The organism is Oceanirhabdus sp. W0125-5 (assembly GCF_027938815.1).
In the GTDB taxonomy this organism is placed as follows: Bacteria; Bacillota; Clostridia; order Clostridiales; family Clostridiaceae; genus Oceanirhabdus.
Genome location: NZ_CP115913.1, coordinates 2,514,169 through 2,540,187, shown reverse-complemented (window position 1 = coordinate 2,540,187; position 26,019 = coordinate 2,514,169). Strand labels below are relative to the sequence as shown.

Genomic DNA, 26,019 nt, shown 5'->3' with positions numbered 1-26,019 from the left:
CTTAGACTAGTTTTGTTAAATACTTTTCCTTAAAATTTAAATAATAAAATTTATTTTAATAGCTGCACTTGGTGTTATTTCACCAAGTGACAAGCTACAAAATGATCTTTTTTAACTTCTATTAACTCAGGCGTTTCCTGCTTACAGATGTCTTTTACAAATCTACATCTAGTTGCAAATCTACAACCTGGTTTAGGATTAATCGGACTTGGAATTTCTCCCTCTATATCTATTCTTTCTTTAGTCCTTTCAATTTCTGGATCCGGAACCGGAATCGCAGATAATAAAGCTTGTGTATATGGATGAAGCGGCTCTGCATATAAATCCTCACTAGATGCAAGTTCAACCATATTACCTAAATACATTACACCAACTCTATCACTGATATGTTTTACCATAGATAAATCGTGAGCAATAAATAAGTAAGTAAGTCCAAATTCTTCTTGAAGCTTAATTAACAAGTTAACAACTTGAGCTTGAATTGATACATCCAGAGCAGATATAGGCTCATCACATACTATAAATTCTGGTTCAATAGCTAATGCTCTTGCAATACCAATTCTTTGTCTTTGTCCACCTGAGAATTCATGAGGAAATCTTGAAGCATGCTCTTTATTAAGACCAACTAATTCAAGAAGTTCAAATATTCTCTTTGTTCTTTCTTGCCCTTTATATATATTGTGTATATCGATACCTTCTCCAATAATATCTCCAACTGTCATCCTTGGATTAAGTGAAGCATATGGGTCTTGAAGAATAATCTGAGCTTTTCTCGCAAAGTCTTTTTTCTCTTTTTTATTCAACTTATGCACATTAATATCTCCATTGAAGATAACTTCTCCACCAGTTGCATCATATAGTCCCATTACAGTTCTACCACATGTAGTTTTACCACAACCTGATTCACCAACAAGACCTAAAGTTTCTCCTTTATAGATATCAAATGAAACATTATCTACAGCTTTAAGTGTAGCTTTAGGACCAACTTGGAAATGCTTCTTCAAATTTTTTACTTGAATTAATACTTCTTTATTAGCCATTATTCAGCTCCTCCTTTTCTTAATACTTCAGGCAATTCTACCTTTGGAGCTAAAGGATGTTGTAACCAACAGCTTACAGTTTGAGTATCACTAATTCTTGTTTCGTCTGGCATAGCTTCTTTACAAACTTCCATACAATATTCACATCTCGCTGCAAATGGACATCCTACAGGAGGCTTAACAAGGTCTGGAGGTGTTCCACCTAAAGCATACAACACATCCTTGTTTTGAGTTTCAAGTCTTGGAACCGATTGTAGCAGCGCCCATGTATATGGATGTTTTGGATTATAGAACACTTCATCAGTTGTTCCTCTCTCAATTACTACTCCTGCATACATTACTTGAATTCTATCAGCTACATCAGCAACAACCCCAAGGTCATGCGTAGCAAGAATAACTGCTGTTCCTAAGTCTTTTTGTAATCCTCTTATTAAATCCATAATTTGCGCTTGAATTGTAACATCAAGTGCTGTTGTAGGTTCATCTGCAATAAGAACTTTCGGATCACAAGAAAGCGCAATAGCAATCATAGCTCTTTGTCTCATTCCACCTGAAAATTCATGAGGATATTGCTTAGCTCTCTTTTCAGCGTTAGGAATATTAACTAACTTTAACATCTTAACAGCTTCATCAAAAGCCTCTGTTTTACTTAATCCTCTGTGAATAATCAAACTCTCAGCAATTTGCTTACCTATTGTCATTGTAGGATTAAGAGATGTCATAGGGTCTTGGAATATCATAGATATATCCGCCCCTCTTAAACTTCTTAACTCTTTATCCTTCATATCTAAAATATTCTTACCGTTAAATAATATCTTTGATGTTTTCTTTATTTCAGCCGGCATTGGCTCAGGTAATAATCTCATAAGAGACTTAGAAGTAACTGTTTTTCCACATCCCGATTCACCAACTATAGCTAATGTTTCACCTTTATTTAAGTGAAAGCTTACTCCTCTTACCGCTTGAACTTCTCCAGCGTAAGTATGGAATGAAACTTTCAAATCTTGTACGTCTAGTATTTTTTCCATTCTTTTATCCTCCTCTGTTATTGTCTCAACTTAGGATCTAGCGCGTCTCTCAATCCATCACCCAACAACTGGAATGATAACATTGTTAAACTGATAAATAAGGCTGGGAAAAATAATTGTTCTGGATAGAACATTAACTGCTCTTTAGCTGCTGAAGCAAGAGCACCCCAACTTGTCGCTGGCGACTGCACTCCAAGTCCTATATAACTTAAGAAGGCTTCTCCGAAAATAAATCCTGGTATATCAAATGTAATTGCAACTATCATGATACCTAATGTATTTGGTATTAAGTGCTTACCAATTATTCTTGCAGGACTAGCACCTAAAGCAGTTGCTGCAAGTACATATTCTTGCTCTTTAATTTGTAGAAGTTGTCCTCTAACCAATCTAGCCATATAACACCATCCTGTAAGTGTCATTGCTAGGATAAGTGCACCTACACCTTTTCCAACAATTAAAGAAACTAATATTACAACTATTAAGTAAGGAATACTTACTAATACTTCAACAATTCTCATCATTATATCATCAACAATACCACCAAAGTATCCAGAAATACCTCCATATATTGAACCTACTACAGTATCCACTATAGCACCGATGATACCAATAAGCATAGAGATTCTTCCACCTTGCCACACTCTAGCAAACATATCTCTTCCAATCTGATCAGTTCCAAACCAATGTTCCGCTGAAGACCCTTGGTTTATTGCATCACTTATTGCTTCGTAAGGATATTTAGCTATCCACGGTCCAATAACCGTCATAATACATATTAATGTAAGCATAACAAGCGCACCTATCGCTACTTTATTCTGCTTTAATCTTCTCCAAGCATCCTGCCAGAAGGTCATACTAGGTCTTAAAATTACTTCTGCATCAGCATTGTCACAACCAATAATCTTAAACTTATCTTTATTTAATTCAACAGACATCTATATTACCTCCTTATTTCTTTCCTCCACCAAGTCTAATTCTTGGGTCAATCACTCCATATAAAATATCTACTACAACTAACGATGAAACAAATAAGAATGATATAAACATTGTTTGTCCCATTATCATAGTATAGTCTCTGTTAGATATAGATGAAACGAAGTAAGATCCTAATCCTGGGATTGAGAAGATACTCTCGATTACAAATGATCCAACAAATATCATTGCAATTTGAGGTCCTAATAATGTAATAGCTGGTAAAATTGCATTTCTTATAACATGTTTAACTACTAATGATATTTTAGAAACACCTTTTGCTTTAGCAGTTAGAATATAATCTTGTCCAATAATATCTAAACAGTTAGCTCTCATATATCTTGCATATTTAGCAATAGATCCAAAACTTAAAGCTATAGATGGTAAAATAGTGTATTTAAATGCACCCCATCCTATAGTAGGTAATATCTGCCACTTAACACTGAAGAAATATTGCAGTAATGACGCTATAACGAAACTCGGCACAGATACTCCTAATATCGCTATAAACATAACTATATAATCTGGCCATTTATTTCTGTTAAAGGCAGCTAGAATACCCATCAAAATTCCTATGGTGAATCCCATTGTTATCGCTTGAATACCTAACCTTCCTGATACAGGAGCATATTTCTTAATAGTATCAGTTACTTTTCTTCCTGGGTATGTAAGAGACTCTCCTAAATCTCCATGTAAAACTAAATTCTTTAAAAACACTCCATACTGAACAATTACCGGCTTGTCCAAACCGTATTTAGCATAATAATTGATTCTTGTTTGTTCTGGTAATTTTCTAGCCATACTAGCAAGTGGATCTCCTGGAATTGCACGTATTAGCATAAATGTTATTGTTGTTACAACGAATAAAGTTAAAAACATATAACCTATTCTTTTAGCAATAAACTTAAGCATTGTTCATCCTCCCATCATTTATCTTATAGTTGATAAATATATATCATCCTTCAATAAAATATCTAAGTATAAATATCACATTGAAAGAGTGAAACCATTATAATTTGTTTTGTTAATTAAATTCTTTGAAATCTGTAAACTTCTTTATTTTTTTAAATTAATTTGATTTTAAAAGATTTGTCGATTTAACATGCATTTGTTAGTAGATTTGTTTTCAATGCAGCGCATTAAAGTTTTCACCTTTTTACGCCAATTATTTAATATTTTATATCATTTATTATGTTTTTGCAATTTTATTTTGAATCACATTAAAATGTTTTGCTTACAAGTTTTTATCTTTTTAAATTTTTCGCTTTTTTCTGTCAATTCATATCTCTATTTTATCAAACTTATCTTACACTTACATTTAATTTGCATTACATTTTAGTAAGGTTTAAATTAAATTTAACTTTTTTTAATACTTTTCAAGAATTTTTAACGACTTTTGCTGTATTGAAAAGAAAAAAACTCGTCATTCGACAAGTTTTTTCCAGAAATTCTATTTTCCTCTTCCTTCAGTGTATGCTTTAGTTACATCAATAGGTCCAAACAATGGTGTCATAACGTTTTTAACATATTTTCTAGTATAAGTAGAACTTTTACGGAAAATCCAAGGTGAAATTACTGTATCTTCATAAACTAGAATATCTTCTGCTCTCTTAAACATTTCAAATCTAGCTTCCTGGTCTATAGTCATCGTTGAATCTTTAATTAACTTCTCATACTCTTCATTAACCCATCCAGAAGGAACAACATTTGCAGTACTTGTAAACATTTCAAGGAACGTCATAGGGTCATTATAATCCCCCATCCATCCTTGAGAGGCAAAGTCATATTCCCCTTTATGAATTTTATCACTGAATACAGCCCACTCATAATAATCAATAGAACAATTAATACCTAATACTTCCTGTAATCTTTGTTGTTCAAATTCAGCAAATTCTCTTGATCTAGCTGTAGTTCCACTTTGAAGCATTGTTACAGACATATCTGCAGGATTTTCACTTTCTCCTAATTCTTTTAATCCTTCTATTAGTAATGCTTTAGGATCTTTATATTCATCTAAAAGTTTTTTAACTGGTAGATTATCTGCTTTCTTTCTAAAATCTTCTCCACCAATTTGAACTGCAGGAGGAATCCATGCAAAGGCAGGATCATTTGCTCCTCTATATAGAGTATCATTTATTGCAGCTCTATCTAATGCTACAACAAAAGCTTTTCTTATTTTATTATTCTTAAAATATCTGCTCTGTTGATTAAATACTTCATATGTTACCGTAGGTTGCGCAACAGAAGAATATTCAAAATTACCTGAGCTATCAAACTTTTCTTTCCATTCTGGTTTTGTTACTGCTCCTAAATCAACTTCTCCTGTGAACAAAGTATTCATTTGCGCACTCTCATCTTTTACTATTTTCATAGTCACTGTATCTAGCTTAATATTATCAACATTCCAGTAGCTCGGATTTTTCTTAAATACAACTTCACTATCATGAACCCATTTATCTAATACAAAAGCACCTGAACTTAACATGTGTTCTGCTTCTGAACCATATGCATCACCATATTTCTCTACCATATCCTGTCTTTGAGGATACATAACTTTGAAATATGTAAGGTCTAAGAAATATGCAATTGGTGATTCCAATGTTATTTCTAATGTTTTTTCATCAACAGCTTTAACACCAACTTCTTCTACAGTTCCTTCTCCTTTATTATAAGCAGCTGCATTTTTTATAACAGGTGTTATTAACCAAGCATAATTTGATCCTGTATCTGGATTTAGTGTTCTTTTGATTCCATATTCAAAATCTTTGGCAGTAATATTATTTCCATCACTCCATTTAGCATCTCTTAAGTAGAAAGTCCATTTAGTTCCATCTTCACTAACTTCCCACTTTTCAGCTATACCAGGTACTATTTTATCTCCTGATTCATCTTGTTCAATTCTTGTTAAACCATCTGTAATATGACATAAAACTTGTGATGAATAAGTATCACTTGATCTTGAAGGGTCAATTGATTTAGGCTCCGCTTTCAAGAATATATTTAAGTATTGCTCCTTATCCATAGCACCTTCAGTTTCATTACGATTTTTGTTACCATTTTCATTTACTTTATTCTTCTCACCACATGAAGTAAATGACAATCCGGCACAAAGTGATAATGCTAGTAATGATGCTATTAATCTTTTTCTTTTCACTTAAAGTCCCCCTTTTTTATTTTTGAGTTTTTTTTGGACTGTTTTACTTTGTATTTCTTATATATCTTATTATTAGTTAATTTATGATTTTTATGTGCTTTCCTTTTCTACAAGATGACATGCAACAAAATGACCTTTTTTTACTTCAAGTAATTCTGGTGTTTTTTCTCTGCATTTTTCCATTACATAACCGCACCTTGATGCAAACCGGCAGCCTTCCACTGGATTTATAGGACTAGGTATTTCTCCTTTTAACTCAATTCTTTCTTTAGTCCTTTCTACTTTTGGATCAGGAATTGGAATTGCAGATAACAACGCTTGAGTATAAGGATGTAGTGGATTATCATATAATTCATCACTACTAGCCAACTCAGCAACTTTTCCTAAATACATAACTCCAACTCTATCACTAATATGTTTAACCATGGATAAATCATGAGCAATAAATAAATATGTTAATCCAAATTTCCTCTGCAAATCTATTAGCAAGTTTACTACCTGAGCTTGAATTGATACATCTAATGCTGATATCGGTTCATCACATACAATAAACTGCGGTTCTATAGCAAGAGCTCTAGCTATTCCTATCCTTTGTCTCTGTCCACCTGAAAACTCATGAGGAAATCTTGAAGCATGTTCTTTATTCAATCCAACAAGATCTAATAATTCATATATTCTCTTTGTTCTTTCTTCACCTTTATAAATATTATGAATATCAATACCTTCACCAATTATATCTCCAACTGTCATTCTAGGATTTAAAGATGCATATGGATCCTGTAGAATTATTTGAGATTTCCTTGCAAAATCTTTCTTTTCTTTCTTACTTAATTTATGAACATTAATTTTCTTGTTAAATATTACATTACCACCAGTTGCTTCATACAACCCCATTACTGTTCTACCACAGGTTGTTTTACCACATCCTGATTCTCCTACCAACCCTAATGTCTCTCCTTTATATATATCGAAAGATACGTCATCCACAGCTTTTAACACAGATTTAGGACCTACTTTAAAATGTTTTTTTAGATTTTTAACTTCTATTAAGACATCATTCTTCATCATTAGCTCCTCCTTCATTCCAAACTTGCGGCACCCCTTCTTTTGGAGCTAGAGGATGTTGCAGCCAACATTTAGCTTCATGTGTTCCACTTAACTTAGTTGCTTCTGGCATAGTTTCTTTACATATCTCCATTGCAAATTCACATCTAGCTGCAAAAGGACACCCTATAGGAGGTTTAATAAGATCTGGTGGTGTTCCTCCAAGAGCATAAAGTATATCTTTATTTCCTGTTTCCAATCTTGGTACTGATCTTAATAATGCCCATGTATATGGATGCTTAGGATTATAAAATACTTCATCTGTAGTTCCTCTCTCTATTACAATTCCTGCATACATTACTTGAATTCTATCAGCAACATCAGCTACTACACCTAAATCATGAGTTACTAGTATAACAGCAGTACCCAAATTTTTCTGTAACTCTTTTATTAAATCCATTATCTGCGCTTGAATTGTTACATCTAGAGCAGTTGTAGGTTCATCCGCAATTAGCACTTTGGGATTACATGCTAATGCTATTGCAATCATAGCCCTTTGCCTCATACCTCCAGAAAATTCATGAGGATACTGATTTGCTCTTTTATCAGCATTAGGAATATTAACTAATTTAAGCATTTTTATCGCTTCATCAAGAGCTTCCTGTTTTTTCATCCCTCTATGAATAATTAAACTTTCAGCTATTTGTTTTCCAATAGTCATTGTTGGATTTAGAGAAGTCATAGGATCTTGGAATATCATTGAAATATCTGCTCCCCTTAGTTCTCTTAATTCCTTCTCACTCATTTTCAGAATATCTTTATTATTGAATAATATTTTTGAAGTTTTTTTAATTTCTGCAGGCATTGGCTCAGGCAATAATCTCATAATTGACTTTGATGTTACTGTTTTTCCACAGCCTGATTCGCCAACAATCGCTAACGTCTCTCCTTTATTAAGATAAAAGTTAACACCTCTAACTGCCTGAACTTCTCCAGCATATGTATGAAATGATACTTTTAAGTCTTGAACATCTAATATTTTTTCCATAAATTTTCCCCCTCTCTTATGTTCTTAATTTAGGATCCAGGGCATCCCTTAATCCATCTCCCAGTAGTTGGAAAGACAGCATTGTTAAACTTATAAATAGCGCAGGGAAAAATAATTGATAAGGGTAAAACATTAATTGTTGTTGAGCTGACGAAGCAAGAGCTCCCCAACTTGTATTTGGAGATTGAACTCCTAATCCAATATAACTTAAAAATGCTTCTCCAAATATGAACCCTGGAATATCAAAAGTGATTGCAACAATCATTATACTCAAAGTGTTTGGTATAAGATGTCTACTAATAATTCTAGCAGGGCTCGCGCCTAAAGCAGTTGCTGCTAAAACATACTCTTGCTCTTTTATTTGTAGTAATTGACCTCTAACTAAACGTGCCATATAACACCATCCAGTTAATGTCATAGCTAATATTAATGCTCCTATACCTTTTCCAACAATTAATGAAACAAGAATAACTAAAACTAAATAAGGTATACTTACTAGTATTTCTACAATTCTCATCATTACATCATCTACAAGTCCACCAAAATATCCAGATATACCCCCATAAATAGATCCTACAACAGTATCTACTAAGGCTCCTACTAATCCTATTAAAATTGATACTCTTCCACCTACCCATACTCTGGAAAAGATATCTCTTCCAATTTGATCAGTTCCAAACCAATGTTCACCACTTGGCCCTTGATTAATATCATTACTTATAGCCTGAAAAGGATACTTAGCTATCCAAGGTCCAATAACTGTCATAATAATAATTAAAATAAGCACAATCATTGCACAAATTGCAACCTTATTTAATTTCAATCTTCTCCAAGCATCTTGCCAATATGTTAGGCTAGGTCTTAAAATCACCTCTCCTTCACCTTTACTCGTACCTATCCTCTTAAATTTATTTTTATCTAAATTAGCATCTTTGAAATTTTGAGCCATATTTCTACCTCCTATTTCTTTCCTGTACCTACTCTTATTCTTGGATCAACTAATCCATACACCAAATCAACCACTAAAAGAGAACTAACAAACAAAAATGAGATAAATACTGTTTGCCCCATTATCATGGTATAATCTCTATTTGAAACAGAAGATACAAAATAGGATCCAAGACCAGGTATTGAAAATATACTTTCAATTACAAAAGATCCTGTAAAAACTAGTGCAATTTGTGGACCTAGTAATGTTATTACTGGTAAAATAGCATTTCTAATAACATGTTTAGTTACTAATGAAAACTTAGATACCCCTTTAGCTTTAGCAGTAAGTATATAATCTTGCATAATTACATCTAAACAATTAGCCCTCATGTACCTAGCATATTTTGCTATAGAACCAAAACTTAACGCAATGGAAGGTAATATAGTATATTTAAATGCCCCCCATCCAATTGTAGGTAGTAGGTTGAATTTCACAGTAAAGAAATACTGTAATAAGGAAGCTATGACAAAACTCGGAACCGAAATACCCAATATTGCAACAAACATAACAACGTAATCAGGTCCTTTATTTCTATTAAATCCAGCAATAATTCCTAATATAATTCCCAAGGTAAATCCTATTGAAATCGCCTGTATTCCTAATCTACCTGAAACTGGTGCATATTCCAGTATTGTTTTTGTTACTTTTCTTCCTGGATATGTTAAAGATTCACCTAAATCTCCTTCAAATATCAAGTTTCTTAAAAAGATCCCATACTGCACTATTACCGGTTTATCCAAACCATACTTTGCATAATAATTAATTTTTGTTTGCTCAGGTAATTTACGCGCCATTGAGGCTAATGGATCACCTGGAATAGCTCTTATTAGAAAAAATGTTATTGTTATTACTACTAAGAGCGTGAAAAGCATGTAAAATATCCTTCGAATAATAAATTTAATCATATTTCCCCTCTTTTCTACACTTTTTATTTTCAACACTTATAGTTATTGTGCTTAATAAAAATATTATTTATTCTTCAAAAATTTAACTAAGCTATGTTATTTTATTAAAAAGAACTATATAATAAAGTAAAGGTATCATTATGATATTCTATATATTGAAAGGAGTTGATATTATGACATTATTCAAAGGTTCTGGTGTAGCTATAGTTACTCCATTTACTGAAAACGGAGTAGATTTCAAAACATTAGAAAAACTTGTTGAATGGCATATTGAAAAAAAGACTGATGCTATCATAGTTTGTGGAACAACTGGTGAGGCTTCAACAATGTCTACTCAAGAAAAAAAAGAAACAATTAAATTCGTTGTAGATATAGTTAATAAAAGAATCCCTGTAATAGCAGGAACAGGTTCTAATAATACAGCTGCAGCTATAAACATGAGTACTTGGGCTGAAAAAATTGGTGTAGATGGATTATTGATAATTACGCCGTATTATAATAAAACAACTCAAAAGGGTTTAGTTGAGCACTTTAAAGCAATAAACGACTCTGTATCTATACCAATAATTGCATATAATGTTCCAAGCAGAACTGGAATCAATATACTTCCTGATACTCTATTAAAAATCAGTAAACTATCAAATGTTAATGCAGTTAAAGAAGCAAGTGGAGATCTTAGTCAAATAATAAAAATTAGAGAATTATGTGGAGAGGACTTCCATATTTACTCTGGTAACGATGATCAGATAATACCTGTTCTATCTGTTGGCGGAATTGGAGTTATATCAGTATTAGCAAATGTTATTCCTGAAGAAACCTCAAAAATGGTTCATCTTTATTTAGAAGGAAAAACTACAGAAGCTCTTAACTTACAGTTAGAATATTTATCACTAGCAAATTCTTTATTTATTGAAACTAATCCAATCCCTGTAAAAACAGCTCTAAACATAATGGGCATGAATGCAGGCTCATTAAGATTACCATTGATAGATATGGATCAAAACAATAAAAAAATTCTTGAATCTGAACTTAAAAAGCATAAGCTTTGTTAGAGAGGGTGATTTTATGATTAATACATTAATAGTGGGATGTAATGGAACAATGGGTAAAGTTCTAATTAAAGAATGTACTAAGTTAGAAAATATTGAAATAGTAGCAGGATTTGATAAAGACATGAATTCTAGCTTACCTTTTCCTGTTTATTCAAACTTTGAAGATATTAAAGAAGATATAGATGTTATTATTGACTTTAGTAACCCAGTAGTTCTTGAATCCTTATTAAAATTTTGTGTTAAAAGAAAGCTTCCTCTTGTATTATGCACAACAGGATTTTCAGATGCTCAAATAAAGGAAATTGAATCAGCTAGTTCAAAAACTCCTATATTTTTCTCAGCAAATATGTCTTTAGGCATAAACCTAATTAAAAATCTATTAATTAAAGCTACTAAAGTACTTTACGATGGATTTGATATTGAAATTATTGAGAAGCATCATAATAAAAAAGTTGACTCACCATCTGGTACTGCTTATTTATTAGGTGATGCTATAATGGATTCCATACCTGAAGAAACTGAATACGTTCATGGACGTGAAGGATATCATAAGCGTGAGAAAAAAGAAATTGGAATGCACTCTTTAAGAGGAGGAACAATTGTTGGTGAGCACGAAGTAATCTTCGCTGGTAATGATGAAATAATCTCAGTTAAACATGAAGCTCTTTCAAAAAATATCTTTGCAATGGGCGCTTTTAAAGCTGCTAAATATATAGTTAAGCAGGAAGCGGGATTGTATGATATGGACGACATGCTTAATTTATAGAATGCTATGCATTATATAAATTATAGTTGAAAGTGGAAAGTTGAAAGTGGAAAACGATGGTTGCTTCTGCTTTAGGGCAGAAGCTACATTTTATTGTTCTTAAAACAAGATAACTTGACTCATTTTATCTTGAGATAAAATATTGTATTTCAAATTGAAAAGTAATTTTTGTATGTAAAGAACAACTATCGAAAAAACTGTAATTTCTGACCTTAGTCAGAAGCTACAGTTTTATTTATTTGATTGTATTAAAGATAATTGTTGATATATTATATAACAACTATAATTTTATCTTTTATATGTAACATGAAATTTCTTTATTTAATACAATAAATAAGAATATTGTTTATCAATTTATCAATCAATTATTCAATTCTTTAACTTGCCGAACTTCAAACCTTATTTTTATATTTCGTTGATGCTTTTACCACTTAAATTATCTCCATAATAAGATACTAAAGGAGAAATTTCAATTTGCTTTTCTTTTAATGTTGTATTGTCAACACCTGCATTAATAAGCCATTTCTTATGTAAGTTTAAAATTAATTCCTTAGCAGTTTGGGGACTATCCTCTCCTTCACTGTTTTTTACTGGTGCAAACTCCTCTTCTCTCTTTACCTCTAAAGCCGCCATGTCATCTAACATCTCAAATATATCAAATAAAAAGTATTCGAACTTATATCCATTAGGGTTTATAGGTAATATCTTCTTTCCATGCTCATCTATGTATTCTATTTTTTTATGTGCAATATGCAGTGGCAAGGGTTTACCTGCTATTGTTTCAATAAAGTCTACACTTAATATATGATTTAATATATTTGCATTTGAATATATTAGCTTTCCATCTTGATCAACCTCACTAGCAATGTTCTTAGGTATCTCTGAATATTCCACAATTGCAGGTTTATTGTTCTTATAGCATAAAACTCCCACTTTTTCTTCAGGATACTTTTTTTCTACTACTTTACTAGCCGCTGGCTTATTAGAACAAATAGTAAATCCTATAAAGTATGGGTCAGCTACCCTAACTAATGCGTTATCTATTCCATATAAAAATAACCACTCAATTCCTTTAGCTTTCATATCACCTAGTGCTCCCGAATCTTTTAAAGCCACAAAACAACCACCATTTCCATTAGGGCTCATAGCAATTTTGTTTTCATCAGACAAAAGTACCTTTCCATCCTCATTTATGGTAGGCATGGTTTTCTGTTTAAAGAACATTATCATACTTTTAGGATAGCCAAAATAATTGTGTTCTTTAAAAAAACTTACTGTATCATGGTGATTTTCAATACTTGTCATTATATATAATGGAATATATTTTTTACATTTGTTCGATAAATAAATAAGTCTCTCACATTGGAGCTGAAACAATGATTTTCGTGATGGCAATCCTATATCAAATGTCCCCTTTGGACCGTTATGACCAAGCCTTGTTCCTTGTCCACCTGCAACCAAATAAACAGCAACCTTTCCATTTGCTAGTGCATTCATTCCAATCTTATAGAAGTTATTTTTCTCTTCATCTGAATACATTTTAAGACTATTTGCTATAAGTGGCTTGAATTGATTTTCCTTTTCTTCTATATGATTTTTTCTGATTTTATTATATATATTTTGTATTAACTCAAAATCTATTGTTAATATATCATTAATTAATGCTGATTTCTTATCATTATTTAGAAAGTGATAGAATCTAAGCAAGTGTTCTTGTTTATATTTGTTTACTAATTCTATAGCCTTATTAAATTCATCATTCATTATAAACCATCTCCACCATAAGAATTTACTAATTATTTAACGTTAAATTATTCGTCACATATTACGATTATGTCTTAATACATTATATCTTCTTGCGACACAATACAAACATTTTATGCTTCAATTACCCCCTTCATTATACATTATTTTCCTATACTTAATCAAAATTAATTATGAAATCCTAGTGTTATAAATAACTATCAACCTTATTCCCTAACAGAATCTAGTTACGTTAAAAATGATAAATCAAGTTCTGAAAAAAGTTCATTAGCATTATAATACATGAAAGTATTAGCTATAAACACCAAAAGGAAACCTCTCTTTCAAGATTCCCTTTAATTCAATGTTATCAACACCATTTTTAAACTTTATATTTTAGAGACAGAATATTGTATTTATTATGCAATGTTTCATTTCAAATGAAACGAGAAAAATCCTATTGTCCATGAAACAATAGGATTAAAATTTCTCGAAGAGAAATGTCCATCATTCTCAATTCTACATTCTCAATTCTCAATTTGTTTTTATTAGTTTGTTTTTATTCAGCCACATTTCCATCCTATCAAGCCCTTCTTTCAGTTCCTCCATAGAGTATGAATATGATAACCTTACAAACCCTTCCCCTTTTTCACCAAAAGCACTACCTGGAACCATTGCAACTTTTTGTTCATACAGTAATCTGTCACATAATTCCTCACTCTTAATATTTGTAAATCTCATATCTATAAATAGATAGAAAGCCCCTTTTGGAACTTGAACTTTAATCCCCATTTTTTTCAGTCTACCACATATATAATCTCTGCGTTTTTTAAATTCTTCATTTCTCTGCATAACTTCATTCATGCTTGACTTTAGCCCCGCTACTGCTCCCCATTGAGCAATTGATGGTGCACATGTTACATTATGCTGATGAACAACGTTGATTTTAGATAACATTTCTTTTTTAGCACAAACATATCCTACTCTTAAACCTGTCATGGAAAATATCTTGGAAAATCCACCAATTAAAATAATTTTATCCGCTAATTCTTTTGACTGAGCTACAGAATAATATTCTTCCTCAAAAATTATAGAACTGTACATCTCATCTGAAATAATAACAATATCTTTACTTTTAAATATTTCTATTAATTTATTATAACTTTCCTTACTTAAAATTGACCCTGTAGGATTACATGGATAAGATATAATAATTCCTTTAATATTCTTTTCAGTTGCTAATATTTCTTCTATTTCACTAAAGTTGGGTTGAAACTCTTCAGTTAATGAGTATTTCTTAATTTTCCCTCCACCCATTTTAATGCATCCTTCATACGCTGGATACGCTGGATCCGGAACTAATATAGTTTCACCTTCATTTAAGATAGCTTTAATAGAACTAAATATTGCTTCACTTCCACCTGTAGTAATACAAATTTCATCAATTGAATAATTTATCTTTTGATTTAATAGGTATTTACTTATCTCTTCTCTTAATTCAACTATGCCTTCATTTTTTGTATAACCAGATTTATCCTTATTTATCGCATTAATCATCTCTTCTTTTACTGCTTTAGGTACTGGAAAATCTGGTTGACCTATTGTCATAGATATTGCATCTTCTACATCTTTTACTTTATTAAAAAACTTTCTTATTCCAGTAATTTCAATTTTCTCAATGTTTTTATTTATAAATCCCATTTTTCCACTCCTTTTATGAAAATAGCTACTATTTTCCTTTACAAAATTATAGCACATATTTAAAATTATAATATAGTATATATTATTTTATTATAGAAAAAATATAATAATCAATATATTTTACAAATACTATTACCATATGTTACACTTAATTGATACGGAACGTAATAATTATTATTATGTATTAATTAGTTAATTATTATAAAAAAATATATTCATAGATGGAAAGGAGTTTATTATGGAATATAATTTAAATGATCCATATGAGCTTGCAAGGTACATAAAAGATGCAACAAAATCTACACCTGTGAAAGTTTATGTGAAAGGTACAATTAATACCACATCTGAAGACGTTAAAGTTTTCCAAAGTGGAGAAATGGCAATTCTGATTGGCGAAAAAGATTGTATTGAGAAAATTTTAGAATCTAATTCCTCTACAATTGAATACTATCATTTAGAAAATGACAGAAGAAATTCTGCTATTCCAATGTTAGATATTAAAAAGGTAAACGCAAGAATAGAGCCAGGTGCAATTATCAGAGACAAAGCTATAATTGGTGATCACGCTGTAATAATGATGGGAGCTGTTATCAATATTGGTGCTGAAGTAGGTGAAGGCACTATGATTGATATGAATGCTGTCCTTGGTGCTAGAGCTTTTGTAGGAAAGAATTCTCATGTTGGCGCTGGAGCTGTTATAGCTGGTGTTCTTGAGCCACCTAGCAAATCCCCTTGTATAATTGAAGATAATGTTCTAATCGGAGCAAACGCTGTAATATTAGAAGGTGTTAAGATTGGTTCTGGCTCAGTTGTTGCAGCAGGTGCTATCGTAACTGAAGACGTACCAAGTGGTGTAGTTGTAGCAGGTTCACCTGCAAGAATTGTAAAAACTGTAGATGAAAAAACAAGTAGTAAAACTGAAATCTTAGAAGATTTAAGAAAATAATAAAAAGGCGTTAATTTTTAACGCCTTTTTTATTATTCATTATTGGCTAAACTATATCTTCGTTCATATCACCTACAGTATCATCAAATATTTCCTCAGTTGTATTATCTGCAGCAACTCTCTCCATTTTTGATATTGACACTTCATAAGCAATTTTTTTAACTACATCCTCTTCACCAATTCTCTTTTGATACTCTCTACTTTGAAGTCTTCCCCAAATTCTGATATTATCTCCCACTTCTAAACCTTTACAATACCTAGCATTTCTTCCCCAAGCTATCGTAGGTATGTAATCTGATTTATTATAAGGTCTATTTACTGCTAATAACATATCAGAAATTTCTCTTCCGAATGGTGTTTTTCTATAAACTGGGCTTTTACATATAAAACCATTCAGATAAATCTGATTTGGATTTTTACTCTTTTCTACACAAGGATAAATATCTCGCGCAAAAACAGTTAATATCAATCTATTTGCCCCATCTTGATATTTATTATATGATCTCAATTGCCCTTCAACTACTATATCTTTACCAATTTCAATTTTTTGTTCATCCAATAATCTCTCAGAAACTGTTATATTTAAACAGTCCTTTGCATCACTCAATCTAGGCACTTCAATATAGAAATTATAAAATCCCTCACCATACATTTCATGACTAAATTCTAAACCACTCACAACTCTTCCTTCTAGATAAATACTGTTATTGTTCATTAAATTGTCCATCATAACCCCTCTTTCCCTTAGTTATTTGTTCTTTTCATAAATAAAGTATTCATTAACCATGATACATATTACTATTTTTTTAATTTATTTAATTAATTTAGGATACATTTCCATTATAATACAAATACTATTAATTTTTCAACTTTTTTATTATTTTTTAATTTGTTTTCCTGCATGATCAATTATATAATCCTCTTTATAAATTAATTCAGAGACTGTTACAAAGGAGAATCCATCATTCTTTAGTTGTTTTAAAATTCTAGGTAAGTTTTCTGGTGTATATTTCGCATTATTATGAAACAGTATAATTGACCCACCTTTAGTCTTACTTATTACTCTTTCATACTCCTTCTCAGCCCCCTGTTCTTTCCAGTCAATACTGTCAACATCCCACTGAATACAATAATGACCACTTTCCTCAACTATCTCAATAACTTTATCATTATATGCCCCTTCAGGAAATCTAAATATTTTTGTTCCTTCTCCTGTAATTTGTCTTATTTTATTATCAGTAGTAATAATTTCTCTTATAATTGCATCTTTTGATAGAGAAGTCATATTTGGATGTGAATTTGAATGATTTCCAATTTCATGGCCTCTTTTATGTATTTCTTCCACTTCTGCATTATACTCATCAACCCATCTACCAACTAAAAAGAATGTTCCTTTAACATCATACTCGTCAAGCACGTCCAAGATTTTTATTGTATTATCCGCTCCCCAACTAGCATCAAATGTTATTGCAATCACTTTTTCACCATTTGTTTCTACATTATAAATTGGTAACTTTTTATTATTTAAGTTTAATACATTAATAAATGATTTATTAAGCATTAAAGCCCCCACAAATATAATAATTGCGGAAAAAATAATAATTTTAATGTTAATATTAAATTTTATTTTTTTTAGATCCATCTCACCCCTCCTTACTATATGTTTTTCTCTATTAATTTATATTCATATATGTTTTAAACTATTCAAAAAAATATTTATAGTCTTCCAACTAATAAATTTTATGTTATAATTATTAATAGCATTAAATTCTTGTTTAAGGAGGTTAATAATGCAGAATTCATTTACCGAATTAGCAGAAAATAAATTATTGCTTCTTTATATAGCAAAAAAAATAAATATGCCAATATCTAACATATCATTAACTGAGCTTATTTTATCTAATAACTTGCTGAACTATTTTGCTCTTCAGCAGTATATATTTGAATTAGTATCATCAGATTTATTAAAAAATATTGAGCATAACGGGAAACATATGCTTGAGATAAGTGATCAAGGTATTAATGTTCTTTCTATGTTTTCTAATAGGATTTCTCAAGAAAAAAAAGATCTTTTAGATGACTACTTAAGTAAGAATATTAATAACATCAAAAAGCAAATAACCGTAAACGCAGATTACACAATTGATGAAAATAACTTTTTCATAGTTGAATTAAGCGCTTATGAAAATGGTTCCGCTCTAATTGATCTTAAATTAAGTGTTGGATCAAAATCTCAAGCAAGTGATCTTTGCAAAAGGTGGAAAAATAACTCTTCAGAGATTTATGATAAAATAATCAAAACTCTTATAGAGTAATTATTTTAGCAATTCTCATTGGTTCTTTACCAATGGGAATTGTTTTTTTAGTATGATTTTTAATATCTACAATTATTAAACTATCATTATAACTATCACAAATATATAATGAATTCTTATCCCCTATTATTCCTCTCGGCATTCCTCCTACATTTATTTCATCAACCAATTCCCATTTTTCAACATCTACGACAGAAATAATCCCATCCGCAAAATTAGAAACAAAACACTTATTTCCATCATAATACATATCCATAGGTGACTTACTTACAGTAACTCTATTTATTACTTTATAGTTTTTCATTGATACTAAACTAAGGCTTCCTTTGCACTCCATACCAATATTAGATTCACATACTAAAACATATTCATTGTCTGAAGTTGCAACAACACTCATAGGATAAACTCCAACCTTTATCTTCTTCACATCATTATAATCATCTAAATTTATTAGTGAAAGGGTATCATCAAATAGGTTCGATGTTAATATAATCCTTTTCTCTTTCGATATCCATATACTATGCGGAAGATTACCACATGGGATTAAACTCTCAATTTCATAATTTTTGTTATTATAAACAATGATATTATTAGAATCTCCACATAATATAAACAAATGCTCACCAAAACCTGCAATATCAGTACAGCTTACTCCAATATTTAAATTTATTTTCTCGTCGTTGTTTAAATCTATTATAGATATTCCTCTATTATATCTGTTTGCAGTAAATATTCTTTTTTCAATACTACATATTCCATGTGGTCCTATCCGTTCCTCACTCATACATAATTTATAGTTATTCACTATCTTACAGCTCTCTATGTCAAAAACCGTTATATCATCTGAGGCCATATTGCAAGTACATAGATAATCCAAACTTATCACCTCCTCACATTATACTATGAAAGAAAATTATAAATGGACAGATAAATGATTGATTAATTTTCAGAAATTTAGTATAATTTTATAGTACCCCTAGGGGGTTTATTTCATATTGATATTTTGGAGGTTAGTTATGTATAATTTTTCTACAAAGGGTGTATGTGCAAAAAACATAAATTTTCAAATTAATGAAGGTAAATTAACAAATGTTGAATTTATCGGAGGATGTCCTGGTAATTTAATTGGGATATCAACTTTAGTTGAGGGTCTTACTCCTGAAGAAGCTGTTAATCGTCTAAAAGGTATAACATGCGGAAGAAAAAGCACTTCTTGTCCAGACCAGCTGGCTATAGCTATTGAAGAATTAGTTTTAGTTAATGTTTAATTATCACTTTAAGTTTGTTTAAAAAGAAATACTGAAATTTATGTAAATAAAAAGAGCCATTCAAATAAAAGGAGTAAAATTGTATAGTTAAATATATAAACAATACAATCTTACTCCTTTTATAATATATACTACTCTATTATTGAATTTAATCCTCTACTTCTCTTGAATACACTTCTGCCCATGCTGGGAAAAAACCTGCACTAATAGCAATATTTTTAGAAATTATATGAGACACTGAGGTTCCGTAAAAAGGCACCTTTCCACGTTTAAGTAGTTCTTGTTTTAATAATGCAACTAAATTTGTACCAATACCTCTCCCTCTATATTCAGGTACCACATCAATCCCTATTTGATATAATGTATTACTATCTTCACTGGCCCCTGCCATTCCCACTATACTGTCACCTTCAATAGCTGCAACTCCAAGAACATCCGGACACGTCTCATCAAATACAAAAGCTTGTTCAAATCTACTATCACCCTTAAATTGTAATATTTCTTCCTTTTCAAACCATTTTATTGTAGTGATTGGTTTTACTTCACAAGTAACAGGATTAGGTAAATAAAAGTGCGGCATCTCATCAATTTCATGACCAAAATCTCTTAATTTATTATCAATAGCTCTAAGCTTGCCATAGTCAAATAACCAGCTAGCATTTTGCTTTAAAATCTTTTCCTCAAGCCAGGGTCTTATTTTTTCATCAGCACAAATTATTGCCCTTCCCCCTATGCTAATGATTTTCAGGAAACAACCATCACTTTCATTGATACGCCTGCCCTCTAATAGTTTATTTTCAGTAATTGTATTTCCTTCTTTTTCAAAGTCTAAAAGTTGACAATTGTAATCAAGTGCCAATTGTCTTTTGACTATATTAAGTATCTCATTTTTTGTATACATAATATCCCCCTTGTAATCCTAAATCATAATTATTCATATTAATATATTTAAGAACTTCTTTAATTTTACTATTATTTTACACAAAAGGCAATCTTATCACTTTATTAAGAGATGTTTATTGGACTAATTAATAAAGGTTCCGACATATGTCAGAACCTTTCACAAAACTTTTTTAAATTGTTTTCAGTATTCCTCTTAATTCTCCAATTAAATACAGGGATCCACAAGCAAGAATTAAATCTTTATCTCCAGCTTTACCCATAACATATTCAATTGCTTCTCTATAGTTATCCATAGATTTCACATTTGGGTTATACTGAGCTATTTTTTTACTTAACTCCTGACTATTCTCAGCTCTTATATTATTTGGTGTAAGGGTAATAACCTCATCTCCTTCACAGGAAATTATCTTAATCATCTCATCAATATCCTTATCACTGAGTATACCAACTAATATATATAGTTTTTTATATTCATAATAACTTTTTAAGTTTTCTTTTAGATACCTTATAGCATCTATATTATGTGCTCCATCAATTAAGAATCTCGGTTCCTTAATCATAAGCTCCATTCTACCAGGCCATTTTACCTTCTCTATACCTTTTACTATATTTTCCTCAGTAACTACTATCCCTTGCTCATTTAGCTTGAATAAGGCATTTACAGCCACTAAACAGTTCATCACTTGATGGGCTCCTACTAAAGGAAGTTTTATCTTAATTTCTTTATTGTTACTTTTTATAGTTAATAATTGAATTGCATTTTCTTTCTTCTTACTTTTTAATATTGCCTCTACTCTTGCCATGTTACTATCTAGGTATAGGATGTCTGCATTCTTCTCATTAGCTACTTTCTTTATTGTATTATACGCTTCTTCTACAACTGGATACAACACAAGAGGAACACCCTCCTTTATTATCCCTGCTTTTTCAAAAGCAATCTCACTTAGAGAATTTCCTAATATGTGTGTATGATCATAACTTATAGATGTTATTATTGTCAGAATGGGATCAATAACATTAGTTGCATCAAATCTTCCACCTAATCCTACTTCTATTACTCCAATATCAATTTTCATATCCTTAAAATATAAAAATCCAATAGCTGTTACAATTTCAAAATATGTAATTTCACCTAAATCATATTCACTCATATGTTTACTTACATTTTTTATCTTTAACATATATTCTGCAATTTTATCTTCTGTGATATTTTTCCCATCTACCTGTATTCGCTCTCCGAATGTTTCAATAAATGGTGAAGTATACATCCCTGTCTTATATCCTGCTTCCATAAGTACACTAGATATCATAGCTGTAGTTGATCCTTTTCCATTTGTTCCCGCAATATGTATAAACTTTAATCCTTTATGAGGATTCCCTAATAATTCAAGCATCTTAGTAATTCTTTCTAACCCTAGTTTCCACCCAAATTTGGATGAACTGTTTAAAAACTCCATAGCTTCACTATAATTCATATTCATCACCTCTGACATATTATATCATAAATAAAAACAGCACGCATAGCGTGCTAAAAACAAATGGATAATTGAGAATTTAGAATGGAGAATGATGGATGTTTCTACTTACACAGAAACTACATCTTACGGCTCTCTATAACAAAGAAATTTTACTCATTTTATCTAAGATAAAATATTGTGTTTTAATTACAATATTTCATGTTAATTAAATACGTAAACTATTATTGTTTAAGAACAATAAAATTAAAATTTCACAAAGTGAAATGTCAATCATTCTCCATTATACATTATCCATTATATTTTAAAGTTCTACTTTAAATTTTTTAAAAAAGCCACATGTAAATCTTCATTAAGATGTACTCCTAATTTATTAAACGTTTCATTTAAGGCTTTGAGTGTTTCAACCATTCTTCCCACTCTACAATTTTCTCCCATATGGCCGATCCTGAACACCTTATCTTTTAAGAATCCAAAAGCTCCAGCAATCATCACATTATGTTCTTCCAACATTATTTTATTGAATTCACTAAAATTAATTTTATCAGGTAAAACAACCGTTGTAACAGTATTTGAATGGCTATCATTTGTAAATAATTCTAATCCTGCCATTTCTAAGCTCTCTCTACAAGCTTCTGCAATTGTTTTATGTCTGTTTATTCTTTCTTTATCATTTACCATTCTGTTAACAGCCTCATTTAGCGCATATATATCACTTATTGGCTGAGTATATGGGAACCATTTATTCTCATACCACCCTTGCCAAATCAATAAATTCAAATAAAATCCTCTAATCTTACTTTTTCTTGTTTTCATTACTTCATAAGCTCTTTCACTTACACTCATAAATGTCAATCCTGGTGGTGCAGATAAACATTTTTGAGACCCACCAAGGGCAATATCTATTTTCCATTCATCAACATTAATTTTTTCTCCACCAATACTTGATACTGCATCTACAACTGTTATGATTCCATATGAATTAAGTAATTTACAAATATCTTCAATATTGTTTGTTATACCTGATGGTGTTTCACAATGCACTAATGTTGCTACTTTAAAGTTATTGTTTTCTTTTAAAAATTCCTCTATCAAGTGATACTCTAATCCTTTTCTCCTATCCCCTTTAAAATATGTAACTTCTCCACCATATATCTCAACAAAATCACCAAATCCTTCACCAAAGATACCGTTTTCAATACAAAGAACTTTATCTCCTTCTTCTATCAGTGAAGCACATGCCGCTTCGAGTCCAAGTATTCCTTCCCCTGAGAGAATTATTACATCTTCTTTAGTATTAAGAATTTGTTTTAATCCATCACAAGTATCTTTATACAATTCATAGAATTCTAAATCCAAATCTGGATTTGTAATCTCCTTTGCCATAGCCCTTCTTACATCTTCATGTATAAAAGTTGGGCCTGGTGTCATAATCATCTTTTTCACCTTCCACATCTCCTTTATAAACAACTAAACTCAAAGTTAAATTTTAAAGTAATTATATTTGAGAATAAGCAACACACGTATTGTTACCAATACATGTGTTGCTTATTAATATTTTAAAATTCGATACTTTCAACTTGAACTCCTCTAGCTTTCATTGCATTAGCTAAAACAGTTGAGAATGGTAAAGCAATAGCTGCTCCAACAACACACTGCATTACATTAGGCATAATAGACTGTACTGGCGCTATCCAGTTTCCATATAATATTCCTTCTGCAATATAGTATCCAACAATCATGATTACAGTAGCAATTACTATACCTGCTATATTATAAGCAAAATTACGACCTCTTTTGTCATTCATATAAGCAACGTGACCGATAATTCCACCCATTAAAAGTCTTATGATAAAAGTGAATGGTGCCCATACAATCCATGGACTTAGTATATCAAATAGTGCCATACCCATAGCTCCTGATAAAGCTCCTCTTCTCTTACCAAATATTATTGCGATAGTAAAGTGAGCAACATTTCCAAAGTGAAATAATCCCCCTTCTGTAATACCAGGAATGTTGATAAATTTTGTAGCCACAAAAACAATAGCTATTAAAAGCCCCATTAATGCAACTTCTTTCGCAGTAGAAGTTTTCTTTGTTACATTATTTGAAGTATTTTGCATATCTAACCCCTCCACAATATTTTATTTTCTTAAAATAAAAAATACATCCGCGCTTTTGTATTAATCTTCTTACTATCTATTATATGGATAATTCAGTTAATTTCAAATGTACGGGTACACTCTAAAAACATAATGTAGAATGTATAATTGATAATGTAAAATGATGGATGTTTCTGACATTCGTCAGAAACTACATTTTATTGTTCTTTAGAGAAAGATAGATTACTCATTTTATCTAAGATAAAATATTGTAGTTTAAATAAAACAAAAAAATCCTATTGCCTAAAAACAATAGGATTTAAATTTCTCGAAGAGAAATGTCGTTCATTATACATTCTACATTATCCATTATACATTTCCTTTAAATTGTCCATTGTCCACTATATTTTCATATCTTACTCACAAGTTATAACTTCAACCTCTTTTTCTCTCCCATACCAAAGAAATCTTCCATAATAAATATCCCATCATCCGTATGAATTTTACCGTTAAATACCCCAAAAGGAGCTTCGTAATCACTAGCGACAATTCCATAATTAAATTTTAATTTATATTTATTTATAATATTAAACTCTAAATCAACTTTACCTTCTTCATCATTGATATTCCATAAGTTTTCATTCACATGTGTAACTCTTATCTTAGGCAGGTTATATTTTTTACAGTTCCATAAGCAATTTTCGTTATATTTATGAGGTTCACGTATTTGATTGTCAGTAAAATTAAATCCTATTAGTTCTCTATTTTCTCCATATCCATATCCAGTCACCCAATCATATTTCATTTTAAATGGATAAAAACCTTTATGTTCGTCAATTATCAAAAAAGCATTTTCTTGATTAAAGAATATAGTCTCATTTCCAATAACCATTTTCCCTTTCATAGTCATAATTTCTTTATGTGAATATAAAGCTCTGTTATTATCAAAGGGATGACATATCACATTTGGATCAATTATATGATTTCCTGTGATTTCAATATCAATATCAGGCTTTGTTTTATCTCCTTTAGAGAAACATTTAACATTTACTTCTCCACATTCTAACTTATTGATAAATCTGATGAATGTTTTTTTCAGTCTGCATTCTGTACTACTGCTTATCATTCCCTTCCCTATTTTCAGCTTACCACGAAGAGATTTTTCTCTATATTCATAAATTTTATCTTTAAGTCTATCATATATTACAATGATATTCATGGTCATTAATTTTATGTTATACACCGCCCCTAATATAAAGAACCTATCATTCCCCCCTTGAAATGCTTCCCATTCTTTTAACCTTAGATAATTAAATTTATTTGGTCTCCATGTTCTAAAAGGTTTAACACAATCCATGATATTTATGTTCTCTAAAGGATAATTATAGGTACCGAAATTAAATATTCCCTTTTCATCAACTAATGATTTAATTTTATTTTCTTTCAAAAAAATCACCTCTTTTTATTTATATTATGGCTCTATTAAATATAATCCCATTTAAGGTGATTTTAAGTTTTATCATTGTAAAAAGGGCAAATTCAATTAAGAATTTGCCCTTATAATTA

The 26,019-nt window shown here is 30.7% G+C and carries 24 protein-coding genes; 5 read left to right on the top strand and 19 right to left on the bottom strand.

Translation table 11 applies throughout. The annotated features are described in order from the left end of the window. Positions 1 to 74: 74 nt before the first annotated feature. From OW730_RS11785 to OW730_RS11745, 9 genes are all read right to left on the bottom strand, one after another. Positions 75 to 1,040: an ABC transporter ATP-binding protein gene (locus tag OW730_RS11785; RefSeq protein ID WP_271229208.1), complete on the bottom strand. Its 966-nt coding sequence runs from the start codon at positions 1,038 to 1,040 to the stop codon at positions 75 to 77. Further along, entirely contained in the window at positions 1,040 to 2,068 is a 1,029-nt protein-coding gene (locus OW730_RS11780; RefSeq protein WP_271229207.1) for an ABC transporter ATP-binding protein, read from the bottom strand. The genes OW730_RS11785 and OW730_RS11780 overlap by 1 nt, the downstream gene beginning before the upstream one ends. A gap of 17 nt (positions 2,069 to 2,085) precedes the next feature. Beyond that, on the bottom strand, positions 2,086 to 3,003 hold the full coding sequence (locus OW730_RS11775; RefSeq protein WP_271229206.1) for an ABC transporter permease: 918 nt from the start codon (positions 3,001 to 3,003) through the stop codon (positions 2,086 to 2,088). Positions 3,004 to 3,016: 13 nt separating this feature from the next. Further along, positions 3,017 to 3,952: an ABC transporter permease gene (locus tag OW730_RS11770; protein WP_271229205.1), complete on the bottom strand. Its 936-nt coding sequence runs from the start codon at positions 3,950 to 3,952 to the stop codon at positions 3,017 to 3,019. A 538-nt stretch (positions 3,953 to 4,490) separates the two neighbouring features. Next, positions 4,491 to 6,194: a peptide ABC transporter substrate-binding protein gene (locus OW730_RS11765; protein ID WP_271229204.1), complete on the bottom strand. Its 1,704-nt coding sequence runs from the start codon at positions 6,192 to 6,194 to the stop codon at positions 4,491 to 4,493. Between the two features lie 90 nt (positions 6,195 to 6,284). Further along, positions 6,285 to 7,259: an ABC transporter ATP-binding protein gene (locus tag OW730_RS11760; RefSeq protein WP_271229557.1), complete on the bottom strand. Its 975-nt coding sequence runs from the start codon at positions 7,257 to 7,259 to the stop codon at positions 6,285 to 6,287. After that, positions 7,249 to 8,286 carry an ABC transporter ATP-binding protein gene (locus OW730_RS11755; protein ID WP_271229203.1) on the bottom strand — a complete coding sequence of 346 codons (1,038 nt, stop codon included), beginning with the start codon at positions 8,284 to 8,286 and terminating at the stop codon, positions 7,249 to 7,251. The genes OW730_RS11760 and OW730_RS11755 overlap by 11 nt, the downstream gene beginning before the upstream one ends. 16 nt (positions 8,287 to 8,302) lie before the next feature. Beyond that, a complete protein-coding gene (locus OW730_RS11750) occupies positions 8,303 to 9,235 on the bottom strand; it encodes an ABC transporter permease (RefSeq protein WP_271229202.1) in 933 nt (310 codons plus the stop codon). Between the two features lie 11 nt (positions 9,236 to 9,246). Next, a complete protein-coding gene (locus tag OW730_RS11745) occupies positions 9,247 to 10,182 on the bottom strand; it encodes an ABC transporter permease (protein ID WP_271229201.1) in 936 nt (311 codons plus the stop codon). 173 nt (positions 10,183 to 10,355) lie between these two features. Here OW730_RS11745 and dapA point away from each other — a divergent pair, with 173 nt between their 5' ends. Both dapA and dapB read left to right on the top strand, forming a co-directional pair. Next, positions 10,356 to 11,234, top strand: a complete 879-nt coding sequence (gene dapA / locus OW730_RS11740) for a 4-hydroxy-tetrahydrodipicolinate synthase (RefSeq protein ID WP_271229200.1) — start codon at positions 10,356 to 10,358, stop codon at positions 11,232 to 11,234. Positions 11,235 to 11,247: 13 nt separating this feature from the next. Further along, positions 11,248 to 12,000, top strand: a complete 753-nt coding sequence (dapB, locus tag OW730_RS11735; RefSeq protein ID WP_271229199.1) for a 4-hydroxy-tetrahydrodipicolinate reductase — start codon at positions 11,248 to 11,250, stop codon at positions 11,998 to 12,000. A 405-nt stretch (positions 12,001 to 12,405) separates the two neighbouring features. On the opposite strand, the gene OW730_RS11730 is transcribed toward dapB, so the two are convergent. Next, positions 12,406 to 13,764 (bottom strand): UDPGP type 1 family protein, encoded by a 1,359-nt coding sequence (locus OW730_RS11730; protein ID WP_271229198.1) that lies wholly within the window; start codon positions 13,762 to 13,764, stop codon positions 12,406 to 12,408. A 513-nt stretch (positions 13,765 to 14,277) separates the two neighbouring features. Next, positions 14,278 to 15,444: a pyridoxal phosphate-dependent aminotransferase gene (locus OW730_RS11725; RefSeq protein ID WP_271229197.1), complete on the bottom strand. Its 1,167-nt coding sequence runs from the start codon at positions 15,442 to 15,444 to the stop codon at positions 14,278 to 14,280. 238 nt (positions 15,445 to 15,682) lie between these two features. On the opposite strand from OW730_RS11725, the gene dapD reads away from it, so the two are divergent. Next, complete coding sequence (dapD, locus tag OW730_RS11720) at positions 15,683 to 16,390, top strand: 2,3,4,5-tetrahydropyridine-2,6-dicarboxylate N-acetyltransferase (protein WP_271229196.1); 708 nt, start codon at positions 15,683 to 15,685, stop codon at positions 16,388 to 16,390. A gap of 46 nt (positions 16,391 to 16,436) precedes the next feature. On the opposite strand, the gene OW730_RS11715 is transcribed toward dapD, so the two are convergent. Then, positions 16,437 to 17,120 (bottom strand): single-stranded DNA-binding protein, encoded by a 684-nt coding sequence (locus OW730_RS11715; protein WP_271229195.1) that lies wholly within the window; start codon positions 17,118 to 17,120, stop codon positions 16,437 to 16,439. A 147-nt stretch (positions 17,121 to 17,267) separates the two neighbouring features. Continuing rightward, on the bottom strand, positions 17,268 to 18,032 hold the full coding sequence (gene pdaB, locus OW730_RS11710) for a polysaccharide deacetylase family sporulation protein PdaB (RefSeq protein ID WP_271229194.1): 765 nt from the start codon (positions 18,030 to 18,032) through the stop codon (positions 17,268 to 17,270). Positions 18,033 to 18,180: 148 nt separating this feature from the next. Between pdaB and OW730_RS11705 the strand changes: the two genes are divergently transcribed. Beyond that, entirely contained in the window at positions 18,181 to 18,705 is a 525-nt protein-coding gene (locus tag OW730_RS11705; protein WP_271229193.1) for a DUF4364 family protein, read from the top strand. Here OW730_RS11705 and OW730_RS11700 read toward each other — a convergent pair. Then, positions 18,695 to 19,582 (bottom strand): YncE family protein, encoded by an 888-nt coding sequence (locus OW730_RS11700; RefSeq protein ID WP_271229192.1) that lies wholly within the window; start codon positions 19,580 to 19,582, stop codon positions 18,695 to 18,697. The genes OW730_RS11705 and OW730_RS11700 overlap by 11 nt on opposite strands. A gap of 139 nt (positions 19,583 to 19,721) precedes the next feature. Here OW730_RS11700 and OW730_RS11695 point away from each other — a divergent pair, with 139 nt between their 5' ends. After that, complete coding sequence (locus OW730_RS11695) at positions 19,722 to 19,973, top strand: TIGR03905 family TSCPD domain-containing protein (protein WP_271229191.1); 252 nt, start codon at positions 19,722 to 19,724, stop codon at positions 19,971 to 19,973. Positions 19,974 to 20,121: 148 nt separating this feature from the next. On the opposite strand, the gene OW730_RS11690 is transcribed toward OW730_RS11695, so the two are convergent. The 5 genes from OW730_RS11690 to OW730_RS11670 form a co-directional block, all read right to left on the bottom strand. Further along, entirely contained in the window at positions 20,122 to 20,874 is a 753-nt protein-coding gene (locus OW730_RS11690; RefSeq protein WP_271229190.1) for a GNAT family N-acetyltransferase, read from the bottom strand. 172 nt (positions 20,875 to 21,046) lie between these two features. Then, positions 21,047 to 22,351 carry a bifunctional folylpolyglutamate synthase/dihydrofolate synthase gene (locus OW730_RS11685; protein WP_271229189.1) on the bottom strand — a complete coding sequence of 435 codons (1,305 nt, stop codon included), beginning with the start codon at positions 22,349 to 22,351 and terminating at the stop codon, positions 21,047 to 21,049. 312 nt (positions 22,352 to 22,663) lie between these two features. Then, entirely contained in the window at positions 22,664 to 23,788 is a 1,125-nt protein-coding gene (locus tag OW730_RS11680; RefSeq protein ID WP_271229556.1) for a pyridoxal-phosphate-dependent aminotransferase family protein, read from the bottom strand. Between the two features lie 122 nt (positions 23,789 to 23,910). After that, on the bottom strand, positions 23,911 to 24,474 hold the full coding sequence (locus OW730_RS11675) for an ECF transporter S component (RefSeq protein ID WP_333781275.1): 564 nt from the start codon (positions 24,472 to 24,474) through the stop codon (positions 23,911 to 23,913). A gap of 406 nt (positions 24,475 to 24,880) precedes the next feature. Beyond that, positions 24,881 to 25,900 (bottom strand): DUF2804 family protein, encoded by a 1,020-nt coding sequence (locus OW730_RS11670; RefSeq protein WP_271229188.1) that lies wholly within the window; start codon positions 25,898 to 25,900, stop codon positions 24,881 to 24,883. Between the last annotated feature and the right edge of the window lie 119 nt (positions 25,901 to 26,019).